Below are 19,864 nucleotides of genomic sequence, written 5' to 3'. Positions count from 1 at the left end.
AAGCTGACTACGGATGGCATAAACAAAATACATCGCAATATAAAAAAGAGAGTAAAGTACCCGGAGCGGGACTTGAACCCGCACGCCCAAAGGACACATGGCCCTCAACCATGCCTGTCTACCAATTCCAGCACCCGGGTGTATAATTGAATAATATTAAATTCAATTTTTTCCAGAAGGGTTTTCAAAATAATTTTGAAATATATGTGATCTGGCTGGGGCTCGAACCCAGGACCCTCTCCTTAAAAGGGAGATGCTCTACCAACTGAGCTACCAGATCTTGCAATAAACAATGAACCTATGTGATCTGGCTGGGGCTTCCCTCGCTATCGCTAAGCTAAAGGCTCGGGATAAACTTCTCGCCCTGTAAGTTTCAGATCAAATTTTGTGATCTGGCTGGGGCTCGAACCCAGGACCCTCTCCTTAAAAGGGAGATGCTCTACCAACTGAGCTACCAGATCTTTTTATGCATCGGCTTTTCCAGAATGCGGGTGCAAATATAATATCATTAATTTATTTTTCAAGCCTTATTTCACATAAATTTGTAAATGTTTTTAATTAACCTCTAAATTAGGGAAATAGCACATGAAATATTTTTTAAACGGCTATATGGGAGCTGGAAAATCAAGAATAGGAAAGTTGCTTTCTGAAAAACTGAAATATGATTATGTAGATCTTGATGACCAAATAGAGCTGATAGAACAAACCGATATTCAGAATATTTTTCAGACAAAAGGAGAGCTTTATTTTCGCAAAACCGAAAACAAAGTTTTAAGAGATATTCTAGAGAAAGATGGAGATATGGTAGTGTCTTTAGGTGGTGGTACGCCTTGTTATGGAGATAACCTTCAGTGGATAAAAAATGTTCCCGAAGCAAAAACCGTATATCTTAAAGCTACAGTAAGCACCCTAACAAACCGGCTTTTCCTTGAAAAAGTGCATCGCCCGGTAATTAGCCATTTGGAAACTAAAGAAGATCTGGAAGAATTTCTGCGGAAGCATTTATTTGAAAGAGCCTACTATTATAATCAGTCTGATGTTATTATAAATGTAGATGATAAGGATCCTGAGGAAATTACGGCCGAACTATTGTCTAAGCTAAAGTAATTCCACCCGGTCTTTGTCCTTTTCAAACCGTAATTTTACCGTTTCACTAAGCGAAGTGGAAAGTGAAATTCCTTTAAAATCGGCCTTAACGGGATATTTCTTATGGTTCCTGTCTACCAGTACAGCGGTTTTAAATTGTTTAAGGGGAACATCCAGAAAATGTCTTACCCCATAGATAAGCGTAGTGCCGGAGTTTAGAACATCATCTACCAGCACGACTGATTTTTCCTGGTAATCTTCAGCTTTTAAAGAAGTGGAAATTGTGTCTAGAGGGTTTTTCTTATCGATGTGAACTTCGCAAAGTTTCGCAGTAAGTGAAGAAATTTTTTCCAGCTCCATCTTAAGTCTTCTGGCAAGTTCATACCCGTTTTTTGCAATTCCGGCCAGGATGATCTCCTTTTCATCAATATTGTTTTCCAGGATTTGATAGGCAATACGTTTTATTTTATGTTCAATTTCTGCCTGATTGAGGATAAGAATACTGGTTTTCATGGTTTTATTTTTTTCTGAAGCTAAAAAATAATTCATTTCCCTTCCTGGGAGGGATGGAATTATAGCAGGTTTCCAAAGTATCTATTTCAAAATACGGACTAAAATACGTCAAATATTCCGCTTTGCTGCCCCCAAAAGGCGGGCCTTTTTCAGTCAAAGGAAAATTGAAAAGCAACCCGGCAATCTTACCTTTTTCAACAAGCAGCTGTTGCATTTTTTTTACATAATCCTGCCGTTTGTTCACTGGAATTGCACAAAAGAAAGTTTGTTCAATAATAAGATCAAACTGGCCCTTCAGCCTGAAAAAATCCTTATGATGTAAATGCTGCTCCGGAAAGCTGGGTATTCTTTTCTGCAAGTTCAATAGTGGGGGTTTAGCAATATCAGCTACATGCACATTTTTAAACCCATTGTTAAAAAGGTATTCGGCTTCATAAGCATTGCCGGCACCGGGAATAAGGATTTTTAGTTCTTTGTCCTCAAGTTGATCTATATATTCCTTTATGGGAGTGGAAATATGGCCTATGTCCCAGCCTGTTTTATTTGTAAGATAACGGGAAGCCCAGTATGCTTCAGCTTTTTTGCTCATCTTTCTTAGTCTCTTCAGAAGCATCCTCAAACCAGTCATCAATATCACGCCGGTCTTTTTTGGTAGGCCTGCCGGTTCCTTTCTTACGGTAGTAGTCCTGGGAATATTTCAGCAGTTCTTTTTTCTCAAATTCCTCCTTCGGGGTAAGATCATGCACATAGAGATTCACCAGTTTTGCACCAACCCGGCTGGGTGGCAGGTCCAGAATTTCTATTTCATAATTCACCTGGTTTTTACGGGCAACAATTTTATCCCCCGGAAATACTTCTTTAGAAGGCTTTAGATTAGTCCCGTCCATTTTCACTTTTCCCTGCTTGCAGGCATTGGTTGCTATGCTTCGGGTTTTAAAATATCTCACGCACCATAAAAACTTATCAACTCTCATAATCTCGCTTTAAATCTGTCTTTTTTCCTTAAGCAAAAATACAAGATTATTGTATCTTGCGGCCTAAAATTTCTTACGATGCGATTAAAGCAATTATTTTTAGGCGCTGCTGTTCTAAGCATGGGCCTTATCTCCTGTAATAAAGATGATGACGATGGAATTACTACAGTTCCTGAAAGAGACAGGGGAGAACAGGCTGCAGAAGATAATGAAGCCCTGGTATCTTATCTATCCACCCACTTTTATAATTATGAAGAATTTGAGATACCTTCTGATGATTTTGACTACCGCATAAGGATTGATACCATAGCAGGAGAAAATTCAGATAAAACTGCTTTGATAGATTCCGATAAACTGATGGAGAAAACAGTGGAAGATGAAGATGTGGAGTATACCCTTTACATTTTAAAGGTCCGCGAAGGAGGTGGCCGTAAACCTACATTCGCAGATTCTACTTTGGTAGGGTATAAAGGCATGCTGCTAAATGATGAGGTTTTCGATCAGAACATGGTTGCCCCCGTATGGTTTGACCTTCCGGGATATGTGGCTTTAAATGCCAACGGAAGACTTGCAAGGTACGGAGGGGTTATTCCCGGTTTTTCTGAAAGTTTAACGGAATTCAGGGCTGCCACCAATTATACTGTTAATCCTGATAATACGGTGAACTGGGAAAATTACGGAATAGGAGCGGTTTTTGTTCCTTCGGGATTAGGATACTTTTCTGCCGGGCAATCAGGAATACCGCCTTACAGTCCGCTTGTTTTTGAGATTAACCTTTACCGCGCGGTAGAGGCCGATCATGATGGGGATGGAATTCCTTCCTGGATGGAAGATTTGGATGACGATGGCAATTTATTTAACGATGACACCGATGGCAATGGCTATCCAAACCATTCAGATCCTGATGATGACGGCGACGGAACTTCTACTAGGAAAGAAATTGTTATTCTGGAAGATGGTTCTGTTGAATTCCCTGATAGTAACAGCGATGACACCCCGGATTATCTGGACCCGGACGTGTTTCAGGATTAATTAAGCAATAACTAAAAAGTTAAAAGCCCCGATCCCGGGGCTTTTTTATGACTCAATTTTATAGAGCTTGCTTTGTATGATTTTTCAAAAAGCATAAGAGGCACTTAGAATCCATTGGGAAGGGCGGGAATCTATTTTAAAACCATTGTCCTGGGCTAGATCACCCCCAAAGGCGTCATTATCCTGAAAAGCTCCTTCATATCTGGCATCAATTCCCAGCCGGCCAATATTTACTCCAAGCCCTAGCTGATATCCTACCGTAATATTATTTTCCACATCCCCAATTTCAAGACTGGTGTTTTCCAGTTCATTGCTCAACACATACTGGAAAGATGGTCCTGCCTTAATGTTTAGTGGTCCTAAGACATTTACTCCCAACAGTACGGGCGCATCTAATTTTTGCATTACATAATCAAATTCCGGATATTCTGTGGTAAGTTTGGTATAAAGGAGTTCCGGTTGAAGAAATATTCCAGCGAATTCGAGTTTTCCAAAAAAACCGAAATGATATCCCGTTCTTTGTTTCCCGTCTTCTATTTGAGAAGCGTCATCTACTACTTCCGATAAATTTTCATAATCTCCTGTAGCGCCATAATTTAAGCCTCCTTTTATTCCGAAGGAAGCTTCCTGGGCCATGAGGTTCATTCCGCAGAAAATCAGCGCTAAAAACATTAATTTTTTCATAGTTATGGTATTAGGTTGAATTTTAATAACGTAAAAGTGAGGCTAATTATTTTCTGAAATATAAAAAAGCCTTTCAGAACAAGGTTCCGAAAGGCTTCTTAAAGAGTGATAATTTCATTACTTTCTCTTAAGCACTTTTTCAGTTGCTTTAATAATAGCTTCGGCATTAAGGCCATATTTGGCAAAAAGCTGCTCAGGGGTTCCGCTTTCTCCAAAGGTATCCTGGGTAGCTACAAATTCCTGTGGCGTAGGGTGGTTTTCTGCCAGAGTACGGGCCACGCTTTCGCCAAGGCCGCCAAGGAAGTTATGCTCTTCAGCAGTAACCACGCATCCTGTTCTTTTAGCCGATTTCAAAATTGCTTCTGAATCTAATGGCTTAATAGTGTGGATATTGATCACTTCAGCGCTTATTCCTTTTTCTGAAAGTTTTTCAGCTGCCTGAATGGCTTCCCAAACCAGGTGGCCTGTGGCAATAATGGTTACATCGTTTCCTTCAAAAAGCTGAACGGCTTTCCCAATTTCAAAGTTCTGGTCTTCAGGAGTGAAATTAGCCACTTTTGGACGGCCAAATCTAAGGTAAACCGGCCCAACATGGTCTGCTATGGCAATAGTTGCTGCTTTGGTCTGGTTGTAATCACAGGTGTTAATTACCGTCATTCCAGGCAGCATTTTCATAAGGCCTATGTCTTCCAGGATCTGGTGGGTTGCCCCGTCTTCTCCAAGGGTAACGCCGGAATGGGAAGCGCATATCTTCACGTTTTTATTGGAATAGGCCACACTTTGGCGAATCTGGTCGTAAACTCTTCCGGTTGCAAAATTGGCAAAAGTTCCTGCAAAGGGAATTTTACCACCAATGGTGAGGCCGGCAGACATTCCAATCATGTTGGCTTCGGCAATACCCACCTGGAAGAAACGCTCGGGATTTTCGTCTATGAAATCCTGCATTTTGAGCGAACCAACCAAATCGGCACACAAGGCTACAACATTTGGATTTTTGCGTCCAAGTTCGGTTAAACCGTCTCCAAAGCCGGAACGGGTATCTTTTTTTCCTGTATCTGTATATTTTTTCATCTTAGCTTCTTTGTCATTTGCGCAGCGGCGAACATTTAATTTTTTGTGATGTTGTTTGTAATAATGGGAAATTAATAATCTCCAAGGGTTTCAGGATTCTGGGCAAGGGCTTTTTCCAGTTGTTCATCGTTAGGCGCTTTCCCGTGCCACGCATGGGTATGCATCATAAAATCTACTCCATGTCCCATCACTGTGGTCATTAAAATGCAAACAGGTTTGCCTTTTCCGGTTCTTCTTTTGGCTTCCGCGAGTCCGTCTAATACCTGCTGCAGGTCATTTCCATCTTCAATTTCCATAACATCCCAGCCAAAAGCTTCAAATTTTGCCTTTAAATTGCCCATTGGCAAAACAGTTTCTGTACTACCATCTATCTGTTGCCCGTTAAGGTCTACTGTAGAAATGATATTGTCTACCTTATTTCCTGCAGCATACATGATGGCTTCCCAGTTTTGTCCTTCCTGCAATTCGCCGTCTCCATGGAGGGTGTACACAAGATGTTTGTCTCCATTAAGTTTTTTAGCCTGGGCGGCTCCCAAGGCTACAGACATTCCCTGTCCCAGAGAACCTGAAGCCACACGAATTCCAGGTAAACCTTCATGAGTGGTTGGATGTCCTTGTAATCTTGAATCTATAAGCCTAAAAGTACTAAGCTCCTCAATGGGAAAATACCCGCTTCTTGCAAGTACACTGTAAAAAACAGGCGAAATATGGCCATTGGAAAGAAAGAAGATATCTTCATCTTTTCCGTCCATATCAAAATCTGTATTATGCTCCATCACCTCCTGGTAAAGAGCGGTGAAAAATTCGGTACATCCAAGGGATCCTCCCGGATGCCCGGAATTTACCTTATGCACCTGCCTCAAAATATCCCTGCGTACCTGGGTGGCAAAATCTTCTAATTCTTTGATGTTTGGCATTTTAGTCTTGTATTGTTAAAATTGAGTTGATAACAAAAATAGCTTTTTAATCGGCTTCACCAAAGCTTAAATAGTCGAGATATTTTAAGGAGTGAAAAGTTGGAAGTGGAAAGTGAAAAAGTTTTCTCCTCTCTCCTCTCTCCTCTCTCCTCTCTTGTTGAACATAACACTTGAGTATATTACAGGTGCAGGACTTATCTGTAGCTCGGCAGGCTATTTTCTTTCTTTACAAGAAATGTTGAGTATCTTTGCACCCATTGAAAATTTTTTATGGATTTTGAACTTTTATCTACGGATAAACAAAGCAGCGCCCGGGCCGGAACTATAACTACTGACCATGGCAAAATTGAAACCCCCATTTTTATGCCTGTAGGTACGGTGGCTTCTGTTAAAGGAGTGCATCAGCGGGAGTTAAAAGAAGATATTAATCCGGATATTATTCTTGGAAATACTTATCATTTGTACCTGCGTCCACAAACTGAAATACTAAAAAAAGCAGGTGGGCTCCATAAATTTATGAACTGGGACCGCAATATTTTGACAGATAGCGGAGGATACCAGGTTTATTCCCTTTCAGCAAGAAGGAAAATAAAGGAAGAGGGTGTAAAGTTCAAATCTCATATAGATGGTTCTTATCACACCTTTACTCCTGAAAATGTGATGGAAATCCAGCGAACCATAGGGGCCGATATCATTATGGCCTTTGATGAATGTACCCCATATCCCTGCGATTACAGGTACGCCAAGCGATCTATGCATATGACGCACCGCTGGCTGGACCGCTGTATCGCCCATTTTGAAAAAACCCCGCCGCTTTACGGTTATAGCCAGGCGCTTTTTCCAATTGTGCAGGGGAGTACTTATAAGGATTTGCGGGAACAATCTGCGGAATATATAGCTTCAGTTGGAGCTGAAGGCAATGCCATAGGAGGGCTTTCAGTAGGAGAACCGGCTGAAGAAATGTACGCCATGACAGAAGTGGTCACCGGTATTCTTCCGAAGGAAAAGCCCCGCTACCTAATGGGAGTGGGAACGCCAATTAATATTTTGGAAAATATCGCATTGGGAGTAGACATGTTTGATTGCGTAATGCCAACCCGAAATGGCAGGAACGGAATGCTGTTTACCGCCCACGGCACCATAAATATCAAAAATAAAAAATGGCAGGAAGATTTTTCTCCTATTGACGAAATGGGAATTACTTATGTGGATACCTGTTATTCCAAAGCCTACCTGAGACACTTGTTCACGGTAAATGAAATGCTTGGCAGGCAAATTGCTACCATTCATAACCTGGGCTTTTACCTTTGGTTGGTTCGCGAGGCAAGAAAACATATCTTAGCGGGCGATTTCAGCACCTGGAAAAACCAGATGGTAAAACAAATGGATAAACGTCTGTAATTTGAAAATCCTTGACTGGTACATACTTAAGCGCTATTTAGGAACTTTTGTTTTAATGCTTTTACTGTTTATTCCTATTGGGATTACGGTTAATCTTGCTGAAAAAATCGACAAAATTCTTGAAAATGAGGTGCCTTTTATTGAAGTGGCTAAATATTATCTTGATTTCACCATCTATTTTGCCAATTTGCTTTTTCCGCTTTTTTTGTTCCTGTCGGTGATCTGGTTTACCTCAAAACTTGCCAATAATACTGAAATTATAGCTTTTCTTAGTAGCGGGGTTTCCTTCTGGCGTTTTTTAAGGCCTTACCTTATTGGTGCGGCTATAGTTTGTTTTGGGGCATTGATCCTGGGGATGTATCTGGCGCCTAAAGCCAGCAAAGGTTTTAACGAATTTAAATATGAATATCTCAAAAAGGGAACGCAGGTACAGGAAACCCGGGATGTTTACCGGCAAATTAACGATAACGAATATATCTACGCCAGCAATTTCCAGCCCAGGACTAAAACCGCCAGGAATTTCACTCTGGAGCATTTTGATGGAAATGAACTGGAATTTAAATTAAGCGCTTCTTATCTTGAATTTAATGAGGAGGATACCACATATTCCCTTACCAACGTAGATCGCAGGATTGTAGGAGAAAATGGAGATGAAATTTTTAATCAGCGAAAACTGGACACTATCCTGCCCTTTGAATTTGATGAACTTACCCCGGAATCTTACATAGCAGAAACATTAAATTATACTGAACTCAATGATTTTATAGAAACAGAGCGCCGCCGTGGTTCTGGAAATATTAACAGGTACCTTGTGGTAGCTTATAAAAGGTGGAGTTTACCCGTTTCAGCATTTATTCTTACCGTAATCGCGGTGGCGGTTTCGTCAAAAAAGAGAAGAGGGGGAATGGGAGTAAACCTGGCACTGGGGATAACCCTGGCATTTATTTTTATATTTTTTGATAAAGTCTTTGGGACTATGGCAGAGCAATCTACGTTTTCACCCTTAATAGCGGTGTGGTTTCCCAATATAGTTTTTGGCGTTTTGGCAGTTTACCTACTGTTTACTTCCAAAAGATAAAGCCCAATTCGGTATAAAAATATGGAGGAAAACAGGAAATCTTCCTTCCAAAGTTTGTTATATTTGTAGGCTAATAAAAAAACACCATAATTCTTATGGAATATTTAGATTTTGAATTACCCATTAAAGAGTTAGAAGAACAATACCAGAAAGCCTGTAATATAGGGGAGGAAAGCGATGTGGATGTTACGGCAACCTGCAGGCAAATTGAGAAAAAACTCAGGGAGACCCGCAAGGACATCTATAAAAACCTCACGGCATGGCAACGCGTTCAATTATCCAGGCATCCCAACCGGCCATACACGCTGGACTATATAAATGCTTTATGTGGAGATACTTTTCTGGAACTTCACGGCGATAGAAATGTAAAGGATGACAAAGCCATGATTGGAGGCCTTGGAAAAATTGATGAGCAAAGCTATATGTTCATTGGTCAGCAGAAAGGCTATAATACCAAAACCAGGCAATACAGGAATTTTGGGATGGCAAATCCCGAAGGCTATCGGAAGGCACTTCGTTTAATGCGCTCTGCCGAAAAATTTGGGATTCCCGTAGTTTGTTTTGTAGATACCCCGGGCGCATATCCCGGTTTGGAAGCTGAAGAGCGCGGGCAGGGAGAAGCTATTGCCCGGAATATCCTGGAAATGACCCGCCTAAAAGTCCCGATTATTGTAGTGATTATTGGTGAAGGAGCCAGTGGTGGTGCCTTAGGGATAGGAGTTGGAGATAAGGTGTTAATGCTTGAAAATACCTGGTATTCGGTTATTTCTCCGGAATCCTGTTCTTCAATTTTATGGCGAAGCTGGGAATACAAAGAAACAGCTGCAGATGCGCTGAAGCTCACCGCTAAAGATATGAAGAAGCAGAAGCTTATAGACGAGATTGTGAAAGAACCAATTGGAGGTGCACATAGCAACAGAGAGGAAATTTTTACAACTGTAAAAAAATCCATTTCTGATGCTTATGACGAATTTAAAAACTTATCACCAACAGATCTTGTTGAAAAAAGAATGGATAAATATTTGGCCATGGGAGTTTTTAAAGGCTAGTTCTTTCTATATCACATTTAAGATTTAATCCGGAGCAACAGTTTCGGATTTTTTTATCCCTATGAACAAAAAAATAAACTTTTCAACATACTAATTGTTGATTACCGGTGGACTAACTTAATCGATAATTATTAAGATCGTCTTAACAAATTCTTTACTTTCGTAATATGGAAAAGATCACTGCCCCACAAAGTTTTGGCTATAAGCAAAGCAACGTTATTAATCTTGAAAAAGGTAAATTGCCACCTCAGGCTGTTGATTTAGAGGAAGTTGTGCTTGGTGCTATGATGATAGACAAAAAAGGGGTAGATGAGATAATAGATATTCTTCATGCTGATGCCTTCTATAAATCTGGCCATAAACTCATTTTTGAAGCCATACACAAGCTATTCGAAAATACCGAGGCGATAGACTTATTAACAGTCTCTAATCAACTTAAAAAGGATGGAAATTTTGAAAAAGCAGGAGGAGATTATTACCTGATTCAGCTTACTCAAAAAGTATCATCTTCAGCCCATATTGAATTTCATGCCCGTATAATTCTTCAGAAGTATATTCAGCGTAGCCTGATTAAAATTTCGAATGAAATTATTGAAGATTCTTACGATGAATCTACAGATGTTTTTGATTTGCTGGATCAGGCAGAGGCCAAATTATACGAGGTAACCCAGGGAAACATTAAAAAATCTACTGAAACAGCACAAAGCCTTGTAATTCAGGCAAAAAACCGTATTCAGGAAATTTCCAATAAAGAGGGATTAAGTGGCGTGCCATCTGGTTTTGAAAAACTGGATAAATTAACCTCCGGCTGGCAGCCCAGTGATTTAATTATTGTGGCAGCACGTCCTGGTATGGGTAAAACCGCTTTAACGCTCTCTATGGCCAGGAATATTGCTGTGGGACAGAACTTACCGGTTGCGTTTTTCTCTCTGGAAATGTCTTCAGTACAGCTTATTACCCGGTTAATTTCTTCTGAAACTGGCTTATCTTCAGAAAAACTAAGAACCGGAAACCTTGAAAAACACGAGTGGGAACAATTAAATGTAAAAGTAAAAGACCTTGAAAAAGCGCCGCTTTTTATAGATGACACCCCATCTTTATCAATTTTCGACCTTCGGGCTAAAGCAAGGCGCCTGGCATCACAGCATGGTATTAAACTTATTGTGATAGATTATTTGCAGTTAATGACTGCCGGAGGAAGCCAGAAAGGGGGCAACAGGGAACAGGAAATTTCAACAATTTCGCGAAACCTTAAAGCCCTTGCCAAAGAACTCAATGTGCCGGTAATTGCCCTTTCACAGCTTTCCCGGGCGGTGGAAACCCGTGGAGGCAGTAAAAGGCCTTTACTTTCAGACCTTAGGGAATCCGGAGCAATTGAGCAGGATGCCGATATTGTTTCTTTTATTTATCGCCCGGAATATTATAAAATCGACGAGTGGGACGATGAGGAACGTACTCCTACAGACGGGCAGGCAGAATTTATTGTGGCCAAGCACCGTAACGGTGGACTTGAAAATATACGATTGAAATTTATTGGACATTTGGGGAAATTTGATAACTTGGAAGAGTTTGATTCTCCCTTTGAATTCCATTCTAAAATGAACAGCGGGGGAGAGGACGAAAATGATTTTGGAGGGAACCATAATTTACCCAACCCAAGTGCCGATGAGGCTTTTGGCAGTTCAATGAATGACGATTTTAATGATGACGACAGCGACGTGCCTTTCTAATTTTAAGAATAAAAAAAATATCATAAGACAATATTCCGCCAGGTTTCCTTTTAAAATAAAGGAAAGCCTGGCGGTTTTTGTATTTTTAATGTGCTCCTGCCATAGTTTTGCTTCCAATATTTTTATCCCAATGGATGCTGGATCGCAGACAGATCATTTAAAGGCTTACGGTATTACCTATTATTCGCTGGTAAATAATTTAAAAGTGAGATGGCTGCTTAATTACCGCGGGGGCTCTTTTTTAATTTCAGATACAGATGCTCTACGAAGGGAATGCCAGATTCGCGGAGTATCTTTTGAAGTGATTAGCGACAGTAAAACAGAGCAAATCCTGGAAGAAATCAGCAGTCCATCACAAAATATGGAAACCGTAGAACTGGAAAAAGCGCCTAAAATTGCCGTTTATTCCCCGCAAGGCAACAAACCATGGGATGATGCGGTGACTATGGTACTTACTTATGCTGAAATTCCTTACCAAACCATTTATGATAAAGAAGTTTTAAATGATGCTTTGGTACAATATGACTGGCTGCATTTACATCATGAAGATTTTACCGGGCAGTACGGGAAATTTTACCGTGCTTTCAGGACCACGCCCTGGTATATAGAAGATAAAAAGGAAGCAGAGGCGCTTGCGGCAGAATTAGGTTATGATAAAGTTTCCGAAGAAAAACTTGCCGTTGCTTTAAAAATAAGGGATTACGTGGTTGGCGGCGGATTTATGTTTGCCATGTGCAGCGCAACAGATAGTTTTGATATTGCCCTTGCTGCTGAAAATGTAGATATTGCAGAAGCCATGTTTGATGGTGATCCAAGCGACCCTGGTTATCAGGCAAAAATAGATTATGATAATACCTTTGCTTTTACCAATTTTATCCTCGAGCGCAATCCAATGGTTTATGAGTTTTCTTCCATAGACATGACCCAAAAAAGGCAAATTCCGGCAGAGAGCGATTATTTTACGTTGATGGATTTTTCAGCAAAATGGGATGTGGTGCCAACAATGCTCACACAAAACCACACCCGTCTTGTAAAAGGATTTATGGGCCAGACCACTTCTTTTAATCCTGAAAATTTAAAGGCAAATGTACTGGTATTGGGCGAGAGTAAATTAAACGGGGAAGCAAGATATATTCACGGGATAAAAGGAAAAGGTTTCTTTACGTTTTATGGTGGCCATGATCCAGAAGATTATACCCACAGGGTTGGTGATCCAAAAACCGAACTGGAATTGCATCCCAATTCCCCCGGCTACCGCCTTATCCTTAACAATGTCCTTTTTCCTGCCGCCCGTAAGAAAAAACAAAAAACCTAATCAATATGCAGATTGATGCGCATCAGCATTTCTGGAAATATGATGCTGATAGATATGGCTGGATTGAAGATGAAAGACTTCATAGAAATTTCTTTCCAGAAGATTTGAAACCTTTGCTGGATCTTCACAATTTTAATGGCTGTATCGCCGTACAGGCCGATCAAAGCGAAGCGGAAACCCGTTTTTTACTGAAGCTTGCCCAACAGTATACATTTATTAAAGCTGTTATTGGCTGGGTAGATTTATCTGCAGAAAATGTTGAAGATGTTCTTGGGGAATTTTCAGAAAATAAAAATTTTAAAGGAGTGCGCCATACCATTTATGATGATAGGGGGGAATTTATGGCTGCGCCTAATTTTCGGAGAGGCATATCAAAACTTGCTCAATTCAACCTGGTTTATGAAATTTTGGTTTTTCCTTATCAGTTAAAAGCTGCGGTGAACCTGGTAAATAAATTTCCGGAACAAAGATTTGTGCTAAATCATATGGCAAAACCTGCTGTATTTTGTAAACCTTCCGCAAAATGGATTAGTGGGATTGAAGAACTAGGCCGTAATAAAAATGTTTTTTGTAAAATTTCAGGATTGTTAAGTACAGCAGGAACGCATATAGAGAACAAGCCTTTTTTTACTCCTATTCTGGAGGTGGTTTTTAAGTCTTTTTCAGAAGACAGATTAATCTTTGGCTCAGACTGGCCGGTTTCCCTCTCCGGTGGCACTTATGCTGATAATATCAAGTTGATAGAAAATTATGTCTCTCGAAAGGATAAAAATTTGCAGTCTAAGATTTTTGGCATAAACGCGCAGAGATGCTACTGCTTGTAAAATTTTGAGAAGGAATTGGGAATCTCCCGTTCCGGATTTCAGTTTTGTTGCTTACCTTTTGCATAAAATTGAAAAGCTTACATTCATGAGCAAATTTATTCAGAAAGAAATAAGGCTAAGCGCGAAAAGAAGAGGCTTTCACCTGGTAACAGAGGAAATTTTGAGTCAGCTTTCTGAGATTTCAGAAATAAATAACGGGGTGTTGCAGGTTTTTATTAAGCATACTTCTGCCAGTCTCACCATTAACGAAAATGCAGATCCCACGGTGAGGGAAGATTTTGAGAGCCATATCAATAAAATGGTGCCGGAAAATCAGCCTTACTATAAACACACCCTGGAGGGGCCGGATGATATGCCGGCTCATATTAAGGCATCGCTCATGGGAACTTCGGTGCAAATCCCGGTAACCAGTGGAAGACTTAACCTGGGCACCTGGCAGGGTATTTATCTTTGTGAACACCGCAACCAGGGCGGATCCCGAAAACTGGTGCTTAGCGCCTGGGGTGTATAATCTCTAATTCTATGACAAAGCCATGATGCCCGCCGGGCTGGAGGATTTACCAATTACAAATCCGGTACTAAAATTTTTGATTATCCTCCTCATTATCCTGTTCACTCCAATTTTGCTGAACAAAACAAAAATCCCCCAACTTCTGGGTCTAATAATCGCCGGGGCGGTAATTGGTCCAAACGGACTTAATCTTATGGAGCGGGATAGCGGCATCATTCTTTCAGGCACCGCAGGACTGTTATATATTATGTTTCTGGCCGGTTTGGAAATTGACCTCGTAGATTTCAAGAGAAACCGTACCAAAAGTTTTGTTTTTGGGATGTATACTTTTATTATCCCAATGATCCTGGGGCTGGGCGCGGGATTATATCTTCTCGATTTTTCTATAATCACTTCGGTTTTACTGGCCAGTATGTTTGCATCGCATACGTTAATAGCATATCCAATCATCAGGAAGGCCGGAATAACCTCCAACAGGGCAGTAAATATTACCGTAGGAGGCACAATGGTAACAGATATTCTGGCGTTGCTGGTATTGGCGGTAATTGTTGGAATAACAGAGGGAGAAGTCAATACTTTTTTCTGGCTGAAATTAACCATCTCCACATTTATTGCCGGATCTATAATTTTGTTCATTTTCCCTTTGTTGGGCAGATGGTTTTTTCAACGCTTTGAAGATAATGTATTGCAATATGTTTTTGTTTTGGCCTGTTTGTTCCTTGGAGCTTTTCTTGCTGAAATGGCCGGAATAGAAGGAATAATCGGCGCGTTTTTAACAGGAATTGCCTTCAATGGTCTTATCTCAAGAACCTCCCCTTTGATGAACAGGGTGGAATTTGTAGGAAGTGCCATCTTTATTCCCTTTTTCCTGATAGGAATAGGAATGCTATTAGATTACCGGGTATTTTTCAAGGACCTGGAAACTTTAAAAGTTGGACTCATAATGATTATTGTCGCCACCGCGGCAAAGTTTATGGCTGCCTGGCTTACCCAGAAAACCTTTCACTTTTCAGCAGATGAAAGGCGGATTATTTTTGGCTTAAGCAATGCACAGGCTGCCGCCACTCTTGCCGCGGTAGTAATTGGGTATAATATTATCATTGGAACAACAGTAGAGGGAGAGCCCCAACGGCTCCTGAATGAAAATGTGCTCAATGGTACCATATTAATGATCCTTTTTACTTGTACCGCGGCGACATTTGTGGCTCAAAAGGGAGCAAAAAATATAGCGGCAGCAGGAGTAAATTTTGAAGAAGAACGTATAGTAAAAGAGAAAATTCTTATTCCGGTTCGTAATGCGGCAACAGTAGAGGAACTTATAAATCTGGCAGTGATGATTAAATCCAGAAATAACCGGGATGGAGTCTATGCCTTAACAGTAATTAGTAACAACGCTGAAGATCTTCTTGCTGAAAAGCAGGCCAGGAAGCTGCTCACCCAGGCTGCGGTAACGGCATCCGCAACAGATACTGTTCTTAATGAATTGCTTCGCTACGATCTGGATTTGGCAAATGGTATTAATAATATTGTGAAAGAACAAAAAATCACTGACCTCATTCTTGGCCTGCATGTACCTGAAAACCCTAATGATTCCTTTCTTGGGAAAATGACTGAATCTATAATGGCGCAGGGTGAAACCAATAAATGGATTTATAACTCCGTGGAGCCCTTAAGTACAATCAGGAAACATATAGTCTGGATTTCCGAGGCTGCTGAAGCGGAATATGTCTTTAGCTTCTGGCTTGAAAAATTAGGTAGAATTGTAAAAGCCTCAGGTGCTAAAATTGCTTTTTGTGGCCCAAAATCTGCACTTAAGATGCTGAAGTCTTCAAAGCAAATGGAGCGTTTTCCCGGTGCCGAATTTAAAGAGATTACGACGAGCGATAACTTTGAAGACCTGCCGGTAAAAATTTCCAATCATGAAAACCTGATTGTGGTATTGGGAAAAAATAAGATTTTACACGGCAAAATCATTCTCGGCTTAAAGCGAAACGCCCAACAACATTCTTTTATACTTGTTTCTCCTAGAGCTTCAGTTGAAGCTGAAGAAAATAAAACAAAATTCACTAACCCCAGTATCTTTCTTAATAAGTATTAACTTCATTTAATTTTTCAGCATAAAAAAATCCGGTTCTTTGCAGAAACCGGATCTTAATATAAGAGAGTATAATCTATTTATAATTATTTTACTTTGTCAACTATTGCTTTAAACGCCTCTGGGTGGTTCATTGCTAAATCTGCTAAAACCTTACGGTTTAAAGAGATTCCGCTAGCTTTTACTTTACCCATAAACTGCGAATAAGACATTCCTTGCTGACGGGCAGCAGCGTTAATACGCATAATCCATAATGAACGAAAATTGCGCTTCTTGGTTTTACGGTCTCTGTATGCATAAAGCATAGCTTTGTCTACCGCATTTTTTGCTACTGTCCAAACGTTTTTACGACGTCCAAAGTAGCCTTTTGCTTGCTTAAGAACCTTTTTTCTTCTGGCTCTCTTGGCAACTGAATTTACTGATCTTGGCATATTTTAATTGTTTTTGTAGCAGGCGATTCAATAATTCAAAATTTAAAATTCTGAATTTGGAATTCTTTTACTGGCCCAACTCCAGGGTTTCTAAATATTTAAACCGTTAAGAGCTTCAATTTACTTTAAACGTAATTGAAGTTTAACATTATCCTTATCTGCATCATGTACTAAAGTACTGTGCGTAAGGGCAAGTTTGCGTTTTTTAGACTTCTTTGTTAGAATGTGGCTTTTAAACGCGTGCTTTCTTTTAATTTTACCGGTACCTGTAAGCTTGAAACGCTTTTTGGCACTGGATTTTGTTTTCATCTTAGGCATGCTGTCCTTCTTTTATAATTAACTCTCTTATTCTTTTAATATATCTTATCCTCCTGCTAAAGACCTCTCCTTCTGAAGGCCGGAATTTCATTTAAAAAATTCTGCGTGAGGATTATTTTGCTTTTTTGGTAGGAGCCATAAACATGGTCATACGTTTACCTTCCAGTTTTGGCATTTGTTCTACTTTCCCGTGTTCTTCAAGATCGGTGGCCAGTCTCAGCAAGAGGATTTCACCTTTATCTTTAAAAACGATAGAACGGCCTTTAAAGAATACAAACGCCTTTAACTTAGCACCATCTTTAAGGAATTTTTCAGCATTACGCTTTTTAAACTCATAATCATGGTCATCGGTATTAGGGCCGAATCGAATTTCTTTTACTACAACTTTACTGGCCTTGGCTTTCATGGCCTTTTCTCGTTTCTTTTGCTCATAGAGAAACTTTTTGTAGTCCATCGCTTTTACAACCGGAGGTTCAGCATTTGGAGAGATCTCCACTAAATCCAATCCTAATTCTTCAGCGATTGCTAAGGCTTCTTTTATAGGGTAAACGTCCATTTCCACATTATCTCCCACAAGCCTTACTTTTTCAGCTCGTATTTTTTGGTTGATCCTGTGTTCGTCTTCCTTTCTCCTTGTACTAGGCCTTTTCGATTTTTTTCTTCGTATTGCTATGGCTAATCTATTTTTGGTTAAACTTCAAACGCCTTAAGCGTCCTTTTTATTTCTTTATCTATAATTTGGGCAAAAGCTTCCACTGGCATTGTGCCAATATCGCCTTCCCCATGTTTACGTACAGAAACTGTACCATCATTTGCTTCCTGCTCTCCCACTATAAGCATATATGGGAATTTATTCACTTCAGCTTCCCGAATTTTCTTTCCTATAGTTTCATTTCGGTTATCTATACGGGCGCGAATTTCGTGATTTTCCAGTAAAGTTAAAACTTTTTCAGAGTATTTTTCATATTTCTCGCTGAGGGAGAGAATAATAGCCTGTTCCGGCATTAACCAAAGCGGAAAGTTTCCACCGGTATGTTCCAGTAAAATAGCCACGAAACGCTCCATGCTTCCAAAAGGAGCCCGGTGGATCATTACGGGGCGGTGACTTTCATTGTCGCTCCCCTTATATGTCAGGTCAAAACGTTCTGGCAGGTTATAATCCACCTGAATGGTGCCAAGTTGCCAGTTTCTGCCAAGGGCATCCTTTACCATAAAGTCCAGTTTTGGGCCGTAAAAAGCAGCCTCCCCTGTTTCTATTACATAATTAAGACCTTTTTCTTGGGCAGCGGTAATAATAGCATTTTCAGCCTTGTCCCAAACTTCATCACTTCCAATGTACTTTTCCTTATTTTCAGGATCTCTTAGGGAAACCTGAGCTGTAAAATTTTCGAAACCTAAAGATGCGAATACATATAAGGTAAGGTCTATTACTTTTTTGAATTCATCGTCTAATTGATCTGGAGTACAAAAAATATGCGCATCATCCTGGGTAAAACCGCGAACTCTGGTGAGGCCATGTAATTCCCCGCTTTGCTCATAACGGTAAACTGTTCCAAATTCGGCAAATCTTTTTGGCAAATCCCGATAACTCCAGGAACTTGCATTATAAATTTCACAATGGTGAGGGCAGTTCATAGGTTTAAGCAAAAACTCCTCTCCTTCGTTGGGAGTCTTTATAGGCTGGAAACTATCTTCTCCATATTTAGCATAATGTCCGGAAGTAACATATAGTTCTTTCTGCCCAATATGCGGACTAACCACCATCTCGTAACCGGCTCTTTTCTGAGCTTTTTTTAGAAAATTCTCAAGTCTTTCCCGTAGAGCGGCACCTTTGGGCAACCATAAAGGCAGCCCTTGACCCACCTTCTGCGAAAAAGTAAAAAGCTCCAGTTCCCTTCCCAGTTTTCTATGATCACGCTTTTTGGCTTCTTCCAGCAATTCAAGATATTCCTTAAGTTCTTTTTGCTTTGGAAAAGAAGTACCATAAACCCTGGTGAGCTGGGGTTTGTTTTCATCTCCCCTCCAGTAAGCACCGGCAGCGCTCATCAATTTTACTGCTTTTATAATTCCAGTATTGGGAATATGGCCGCCACGGCATAAATCTGTAAAAGTATCGTGGTCGCAAAAAGTTATGGTGCCGTCTTCAAGATTTTCAATCAATTCAACTTTAAACGGATTGTTTTGCTTCTTATAATAATCAAGCGCTTCGGCCTTGGAAACTTCCCGCATTTTAAAATCATGCTTGCCACGGGCAATTTCCAGCATTTTGCTTTCTATTTTGCTAAAATCATTTTCAGAGATTTTATTATCCCCAAAATCCACGTCATAATAAAACCCGTTTTCAATAGCCGGGCCAATGGTGAGTTTGGCGCCGGGATATAATTCTTCAATCGCCTGGGCCATCACGTGAGAAGTAGAGTGCCAGAAGGCCTTCTTCCCCTCTTCATCATTCCATGTAAATAAGGTAAGGGCGCCATCTGTAGTTAATGGAGTGGCAGTCTCTATAATTTTGTCATTATATTTAGCTGAAATCACATTTCTAGCCAGCCCTGCACTAATGCTATTAGCAACGTCCATGGGAGTGGTGCCTTTTTCAAATTCTTTTATACTGCCGTCTGGCAAAGTAACCTTAATCATGTCTTGCTTTTGAATTTTGAAAGGCAAAGATAAGCCGTTGAACTTGGTTGTACAATATACTATAGGTATAAAATGAATCATTCTGGCGTTGCCCTTCGGCCTTTGGACGTTTCCGCTCCCCAAAAGGTCGCGGCCGGGCTATCTGCTGTATCTTATAGCGGTTTTAGGATTATGGGACAAGTAAAGTATTTATAAGAA

General features: G+C 40.3%; 20 protein-coding genes and 3 tRNA genes. 10 read left to right on the top strand and 13 right to left on the bottom strand.

What is annotated here, in order from left to right; all coding sequences use genetic code 11:
• Positions 1-57: 57 nt before the first annotated feature.
• The 3 genes from AB8M93_RS15125 to AB8M93_RS15115 all read right to left on the bottom strand — a co-directional run bounded on the left by AB8M93_RS15125 (position 58) and on the right by AB8M93_RS15115 (position 461).
• Positions 58-140: transfer RNA gene (locus tag AB8M93_RS15125), tRNA-Leu, on the bottom strand.
• Between the two features lie 67 nt (positions 141-207).
• A tRNA-Lys gene (locus AB8M93_RS15120) sits at positions 208-280 on the bottom strand.
• Between the two features lie 108 nt (positions 281-388).
• Positions 389-461, bottom strand: a tRNA-Lys gene (locus tag AB8M93_RS15115).
• 124 nt (positions 462-585) lie between these two features.
• Here AB8M93_RS15115 and AB8M93_RS15110 point away from each other — a divergent pair.
• Positions 586-1,107 carry a shikimate kinase gene (locus tag AB8M93_RS15110; protein WP_373059177.1) on the top strand — a complete coding sequence of 174 codons (522 nt, stop codon included), beginning with the start codon at positions 586-588 and terminating at the stop codon, positions 1,105-1,107.
• Here the strand turns inward: AB8M93_RS15110 and AB8M93_RS15105 are convergent.
• From AB8M93_RS15105 to AB8M93_RS15095, 3 genes are read right to left on the bottom strand one after another with little or no spacing between them, the layout of a single operon-like run.
• Complete coding sequence (locus AB8M93_RS15105) at positions 1,099-1,599, bottom strand: phosphoribosyltransferase family protein (protein WP_373059175.1); 501 nt, start codon at positions 1,597-1,599, stop codon at positions 1,099-1,101. The two genes, AB8M93_RS15110 and AB8M93_RS15105, sit on opposite strands and share 9 nt — an antisense overlap.
• Positions 1,600-1,603: 4 nt before the next feature.
• Complete coding sequence (locus AB8M93_RS15100; protein WP_373059173.1) at positions 1,604-2,188, bottom strand: class I SAM-dependent methyltransferase; 585 nt, start codon at positions 2,186-2,188, stop codon at positions 1,604-1,606.
• Entirely contained in the window at positions 2,172-2,573 is a 402-nt protein-coding gene (locus AB8M93_RS15095; RefSeq protein ID WP_373059171.1) for an RNA-binding S4 domain-containing protein, read from the bottom strand. Before AB8M93_RS15095 ends, AB8M93_RS15100 begins: the two co-directional genes overlap by 17 nt.
• Before the next feature lie 78 nt (positions 2,574-2,651).
• On the opposite strand from AB8M93_RS15095, the gene AB8M93_RS15090 reads away from it, so the two are divergent.
• The gene (locus tag AB8M93_RS15090; protein ID WP_373059169.1) at positions 2,652-3,605 is read left to right on the top strand and encodes an FKBP-type peptidyl-prolyl cis-trans isomerase; all 954 of its coding nucleotides are present in this window, start codon (positions 2,652-2,654) and stop codon (positions 3,603-3,605) included.
• An 84-nt stretch (positions 3,606-3,689) separates the two neighbouring features.
• Here the strand turns inward: AB8M93_RS15090 and AB8M93_RS15085 are convergent, their stop codons facing one another.
• From AB8M93_RS15085 to AB8M93_RS15075, 3 genes are all read right to left on the bottom strand, one after another.
• Positions 3,690-4,289, bottom strand: coding sequence for an outer membrane beta-barrel protein (locus AB8M93_RS15085; protein ID WP_373059167.1), 600 nt, complete (start codon positions 4,287-4,289; stop codon positions 3,690-3,692).
• Between the two features lie 117 nt (positions 4,290-4,406).
• The gene (locus AB8M93_RS15080) at positions 4,407-5,360 is read right to left on the bottom strand and encodes a transketolase family protein (RefSeq protein WP_373059165.1); all 954 of its coding nucleotides are present in this window, start codon (positions 5,358-5,360) and stop codon (positions 4,407-4,409) included.
• Between the two features lie 71 nt (positions 5,361-5,431).
• Positions 5,432-6,277, bottom strand: a complete 846-nt coding sequence (locus AB8M93_RS15075) for a transketolase (protein WP_373059163.1) — start codon at positions 6,275-6,277, stop codon at positions 5,432-5,434.
• Between the two features lie 270 nt (positions 6,278-6,547).
• Between AB8M93_RS15075 and tgt the strand changes: the two genes are divergently transcribed.
• The 8 genes from tgt to AB8M93_RS15035 all read left to right on the top strand — a co-directional run bounded on the left by tgt (position 6,548) and on the right by AB8M93_RS15035 (position 16,283).
• Positions 6,548-7,678 (top strand): tRNA guanosine(34) transglycosylase Tgt, encoded by a 1,131-nt coding sequence (tgt, locus tag AB8M93_RS15070; protein WP_373059161.1) that lies wholly within the window; start codon positions 6,548-6,550, stop codon positions 7,676-7,678.
• A gap of 1 nt (position 7,679) precedes the next feature.
• The gene (locus AB8M93_RS15065; RefSeq protein ID WP_373059159.1) at positions 7,680-8,756 is read left to right on the top strand and encodes an LptF/LptG family permease; all 1,077 of its coding nucleotides are present in this window, start codon (positions 7,680-7,682) and stop codon (positions 8,754-8,756) included.
• 95 nt (positions 8,757-8,851) lie between these two features.
• Positions 8,852-9,805 carry an acetyl-CoA carboxylase carboxyltransferase subunit alpha gene (locus AB8M93_RS15060; RefSeq protein WP_373059157.1) on the top strand — a complete coding sequence of 318 codons (954 nt, stop codon included), beginning with the start codon at positions 8,852-8,854 and terminating at the stop codon, positions 9,803-9,805.
• Between the two features lie 167 nt (positions 9,806-9,972).
• Positions 9,973-11,535, top strand: a complete 1,563-nt coding sequence (dnaB, locus tag AB8M93_RS15055) for a replicative DNA helicase (RefSeq protein WP_373059155.1) — start codon at positions 9,973-9,975, stop codon at positions 11,533-11,535.
• Positions 11,536-11,623: 88 nt separating this feature from the next.
• Complete coding sequence (locus AB8M93_RS15050) at positions 11,624-12,850, top strand: asparagine synthetase B (protein WP_373059337.1); 1,227 nt, start codon at positions 11,624-11,626, stop codon at positions 12,848-12,850.
• 5 nt (positions 12,851-12,855) lie between these two features.
• A complete protein-coding gene (locus AB8M93_RS15045; RefSeq protein ID WP_373059153.1) occupies positions 12,856-13,674 on the top strand; it encodes an amidohydrolase family protein in 819 nt (272 codons plus the stop codon).
• A gap of 85 nt (positions 13,675-13,759) precedes the next feature.
• The gene (locus AB8M93_RS15040) at positions 13,760-14,185 is read left to right on the top strand and encodes a secondary thiamine-phosphate synthase enzyme YjbQ (protein WP_373059151.1); all 426 of its coding nucleotides are present in this window, start codon (positions 13,760-13,762) and stop codon (positions 14,183-14,185) included.
• 76 nt (positions 14,186-14,261) lie between these two features.
• The gene (locus tag AB8M93_RS15035) at positions 14,262-16,283 is read left to right on the top strand and encodes a cation:proton antiporter (protein WP_373059149.1); all 2,022 of its coding nucleotides are present in this window, start codon (positions 14,262-14,264) and stop codon (positions 16,281-16,283) included.
• 83 nt (positions 16,284-16,366) lie between these two features.
• On the opposite strand, the gene rplT is transcribed toward AB8M93_RS15035, so the two are convergent.
• The 4 genes from rplT to thrS form a co-directional block, all read right to left on the bottom strand.
• On the bottom strand, positions 16,367-16,711 hold the full coding sequence (gene rplT / locus AB8M93_RS15030) for a 50S ribosomal protein L20 (RefSeq protein ID WP_373059147.1): 345 nt from the start codon (positions 16,709-16,711) through the stop codon (positions 16,367-16,369).
• A gap of 120 nt (positions 16,712-16,831) precedes the next feature.
• Positions 16,832-17,029: a 50S ribosomal protein L35 gene (gene rpmI / locus AB8M93_RS15025; protein WP_011708523.1), complete on the bottom strand. Its 198-nt coding sequence runs from the start codon at positions 17,027-17,029 to the stop codon at positions 16,832-16,834.
• A 112-nt stretch (positions 17,030-17,141) separates the two neighbouring features.
• Positions 17,142-17,696: a translation initiation factor IF-3 gene (gene infC, locus AB8M93_RS15020; protein ID WP_311536469.1), complete on the bottom strand. Its 555-nt coding sequence runs from the start codon at positions 17,694-17,696 to the stop codon at positions 17,142-17,144.
• A 23-nt stretch (positions 17,697-17,719) separates the two neighbouring features.
• A complete protein-coding gene (thrS, locus tag AB8M93_RS15015; RefSeq protein WP_373059145.1) occupies positions 17,720-19,666 on the bottom strand; it encodes a threonine--tRNA ligase in 1,947 nt (648 codons plus the stop codon).
• Between the last annotated feature and the right edge of the window lie 198 nt (positions 19,667-19,864).

It is taken from the genome of Autumnicola aciditolerans, assembly GCF_041679265.1.
In the GTDB taxonomy this organism is placed as follows: domain Bacteria; phylum Bacteroidota; class Bacteroidia; order Flavobacteriales; family Flavobacteriaceae; genus Autumnicola.
This window is presented reverse-complemented; position numbering and strand designations above follow the sequence as displayed.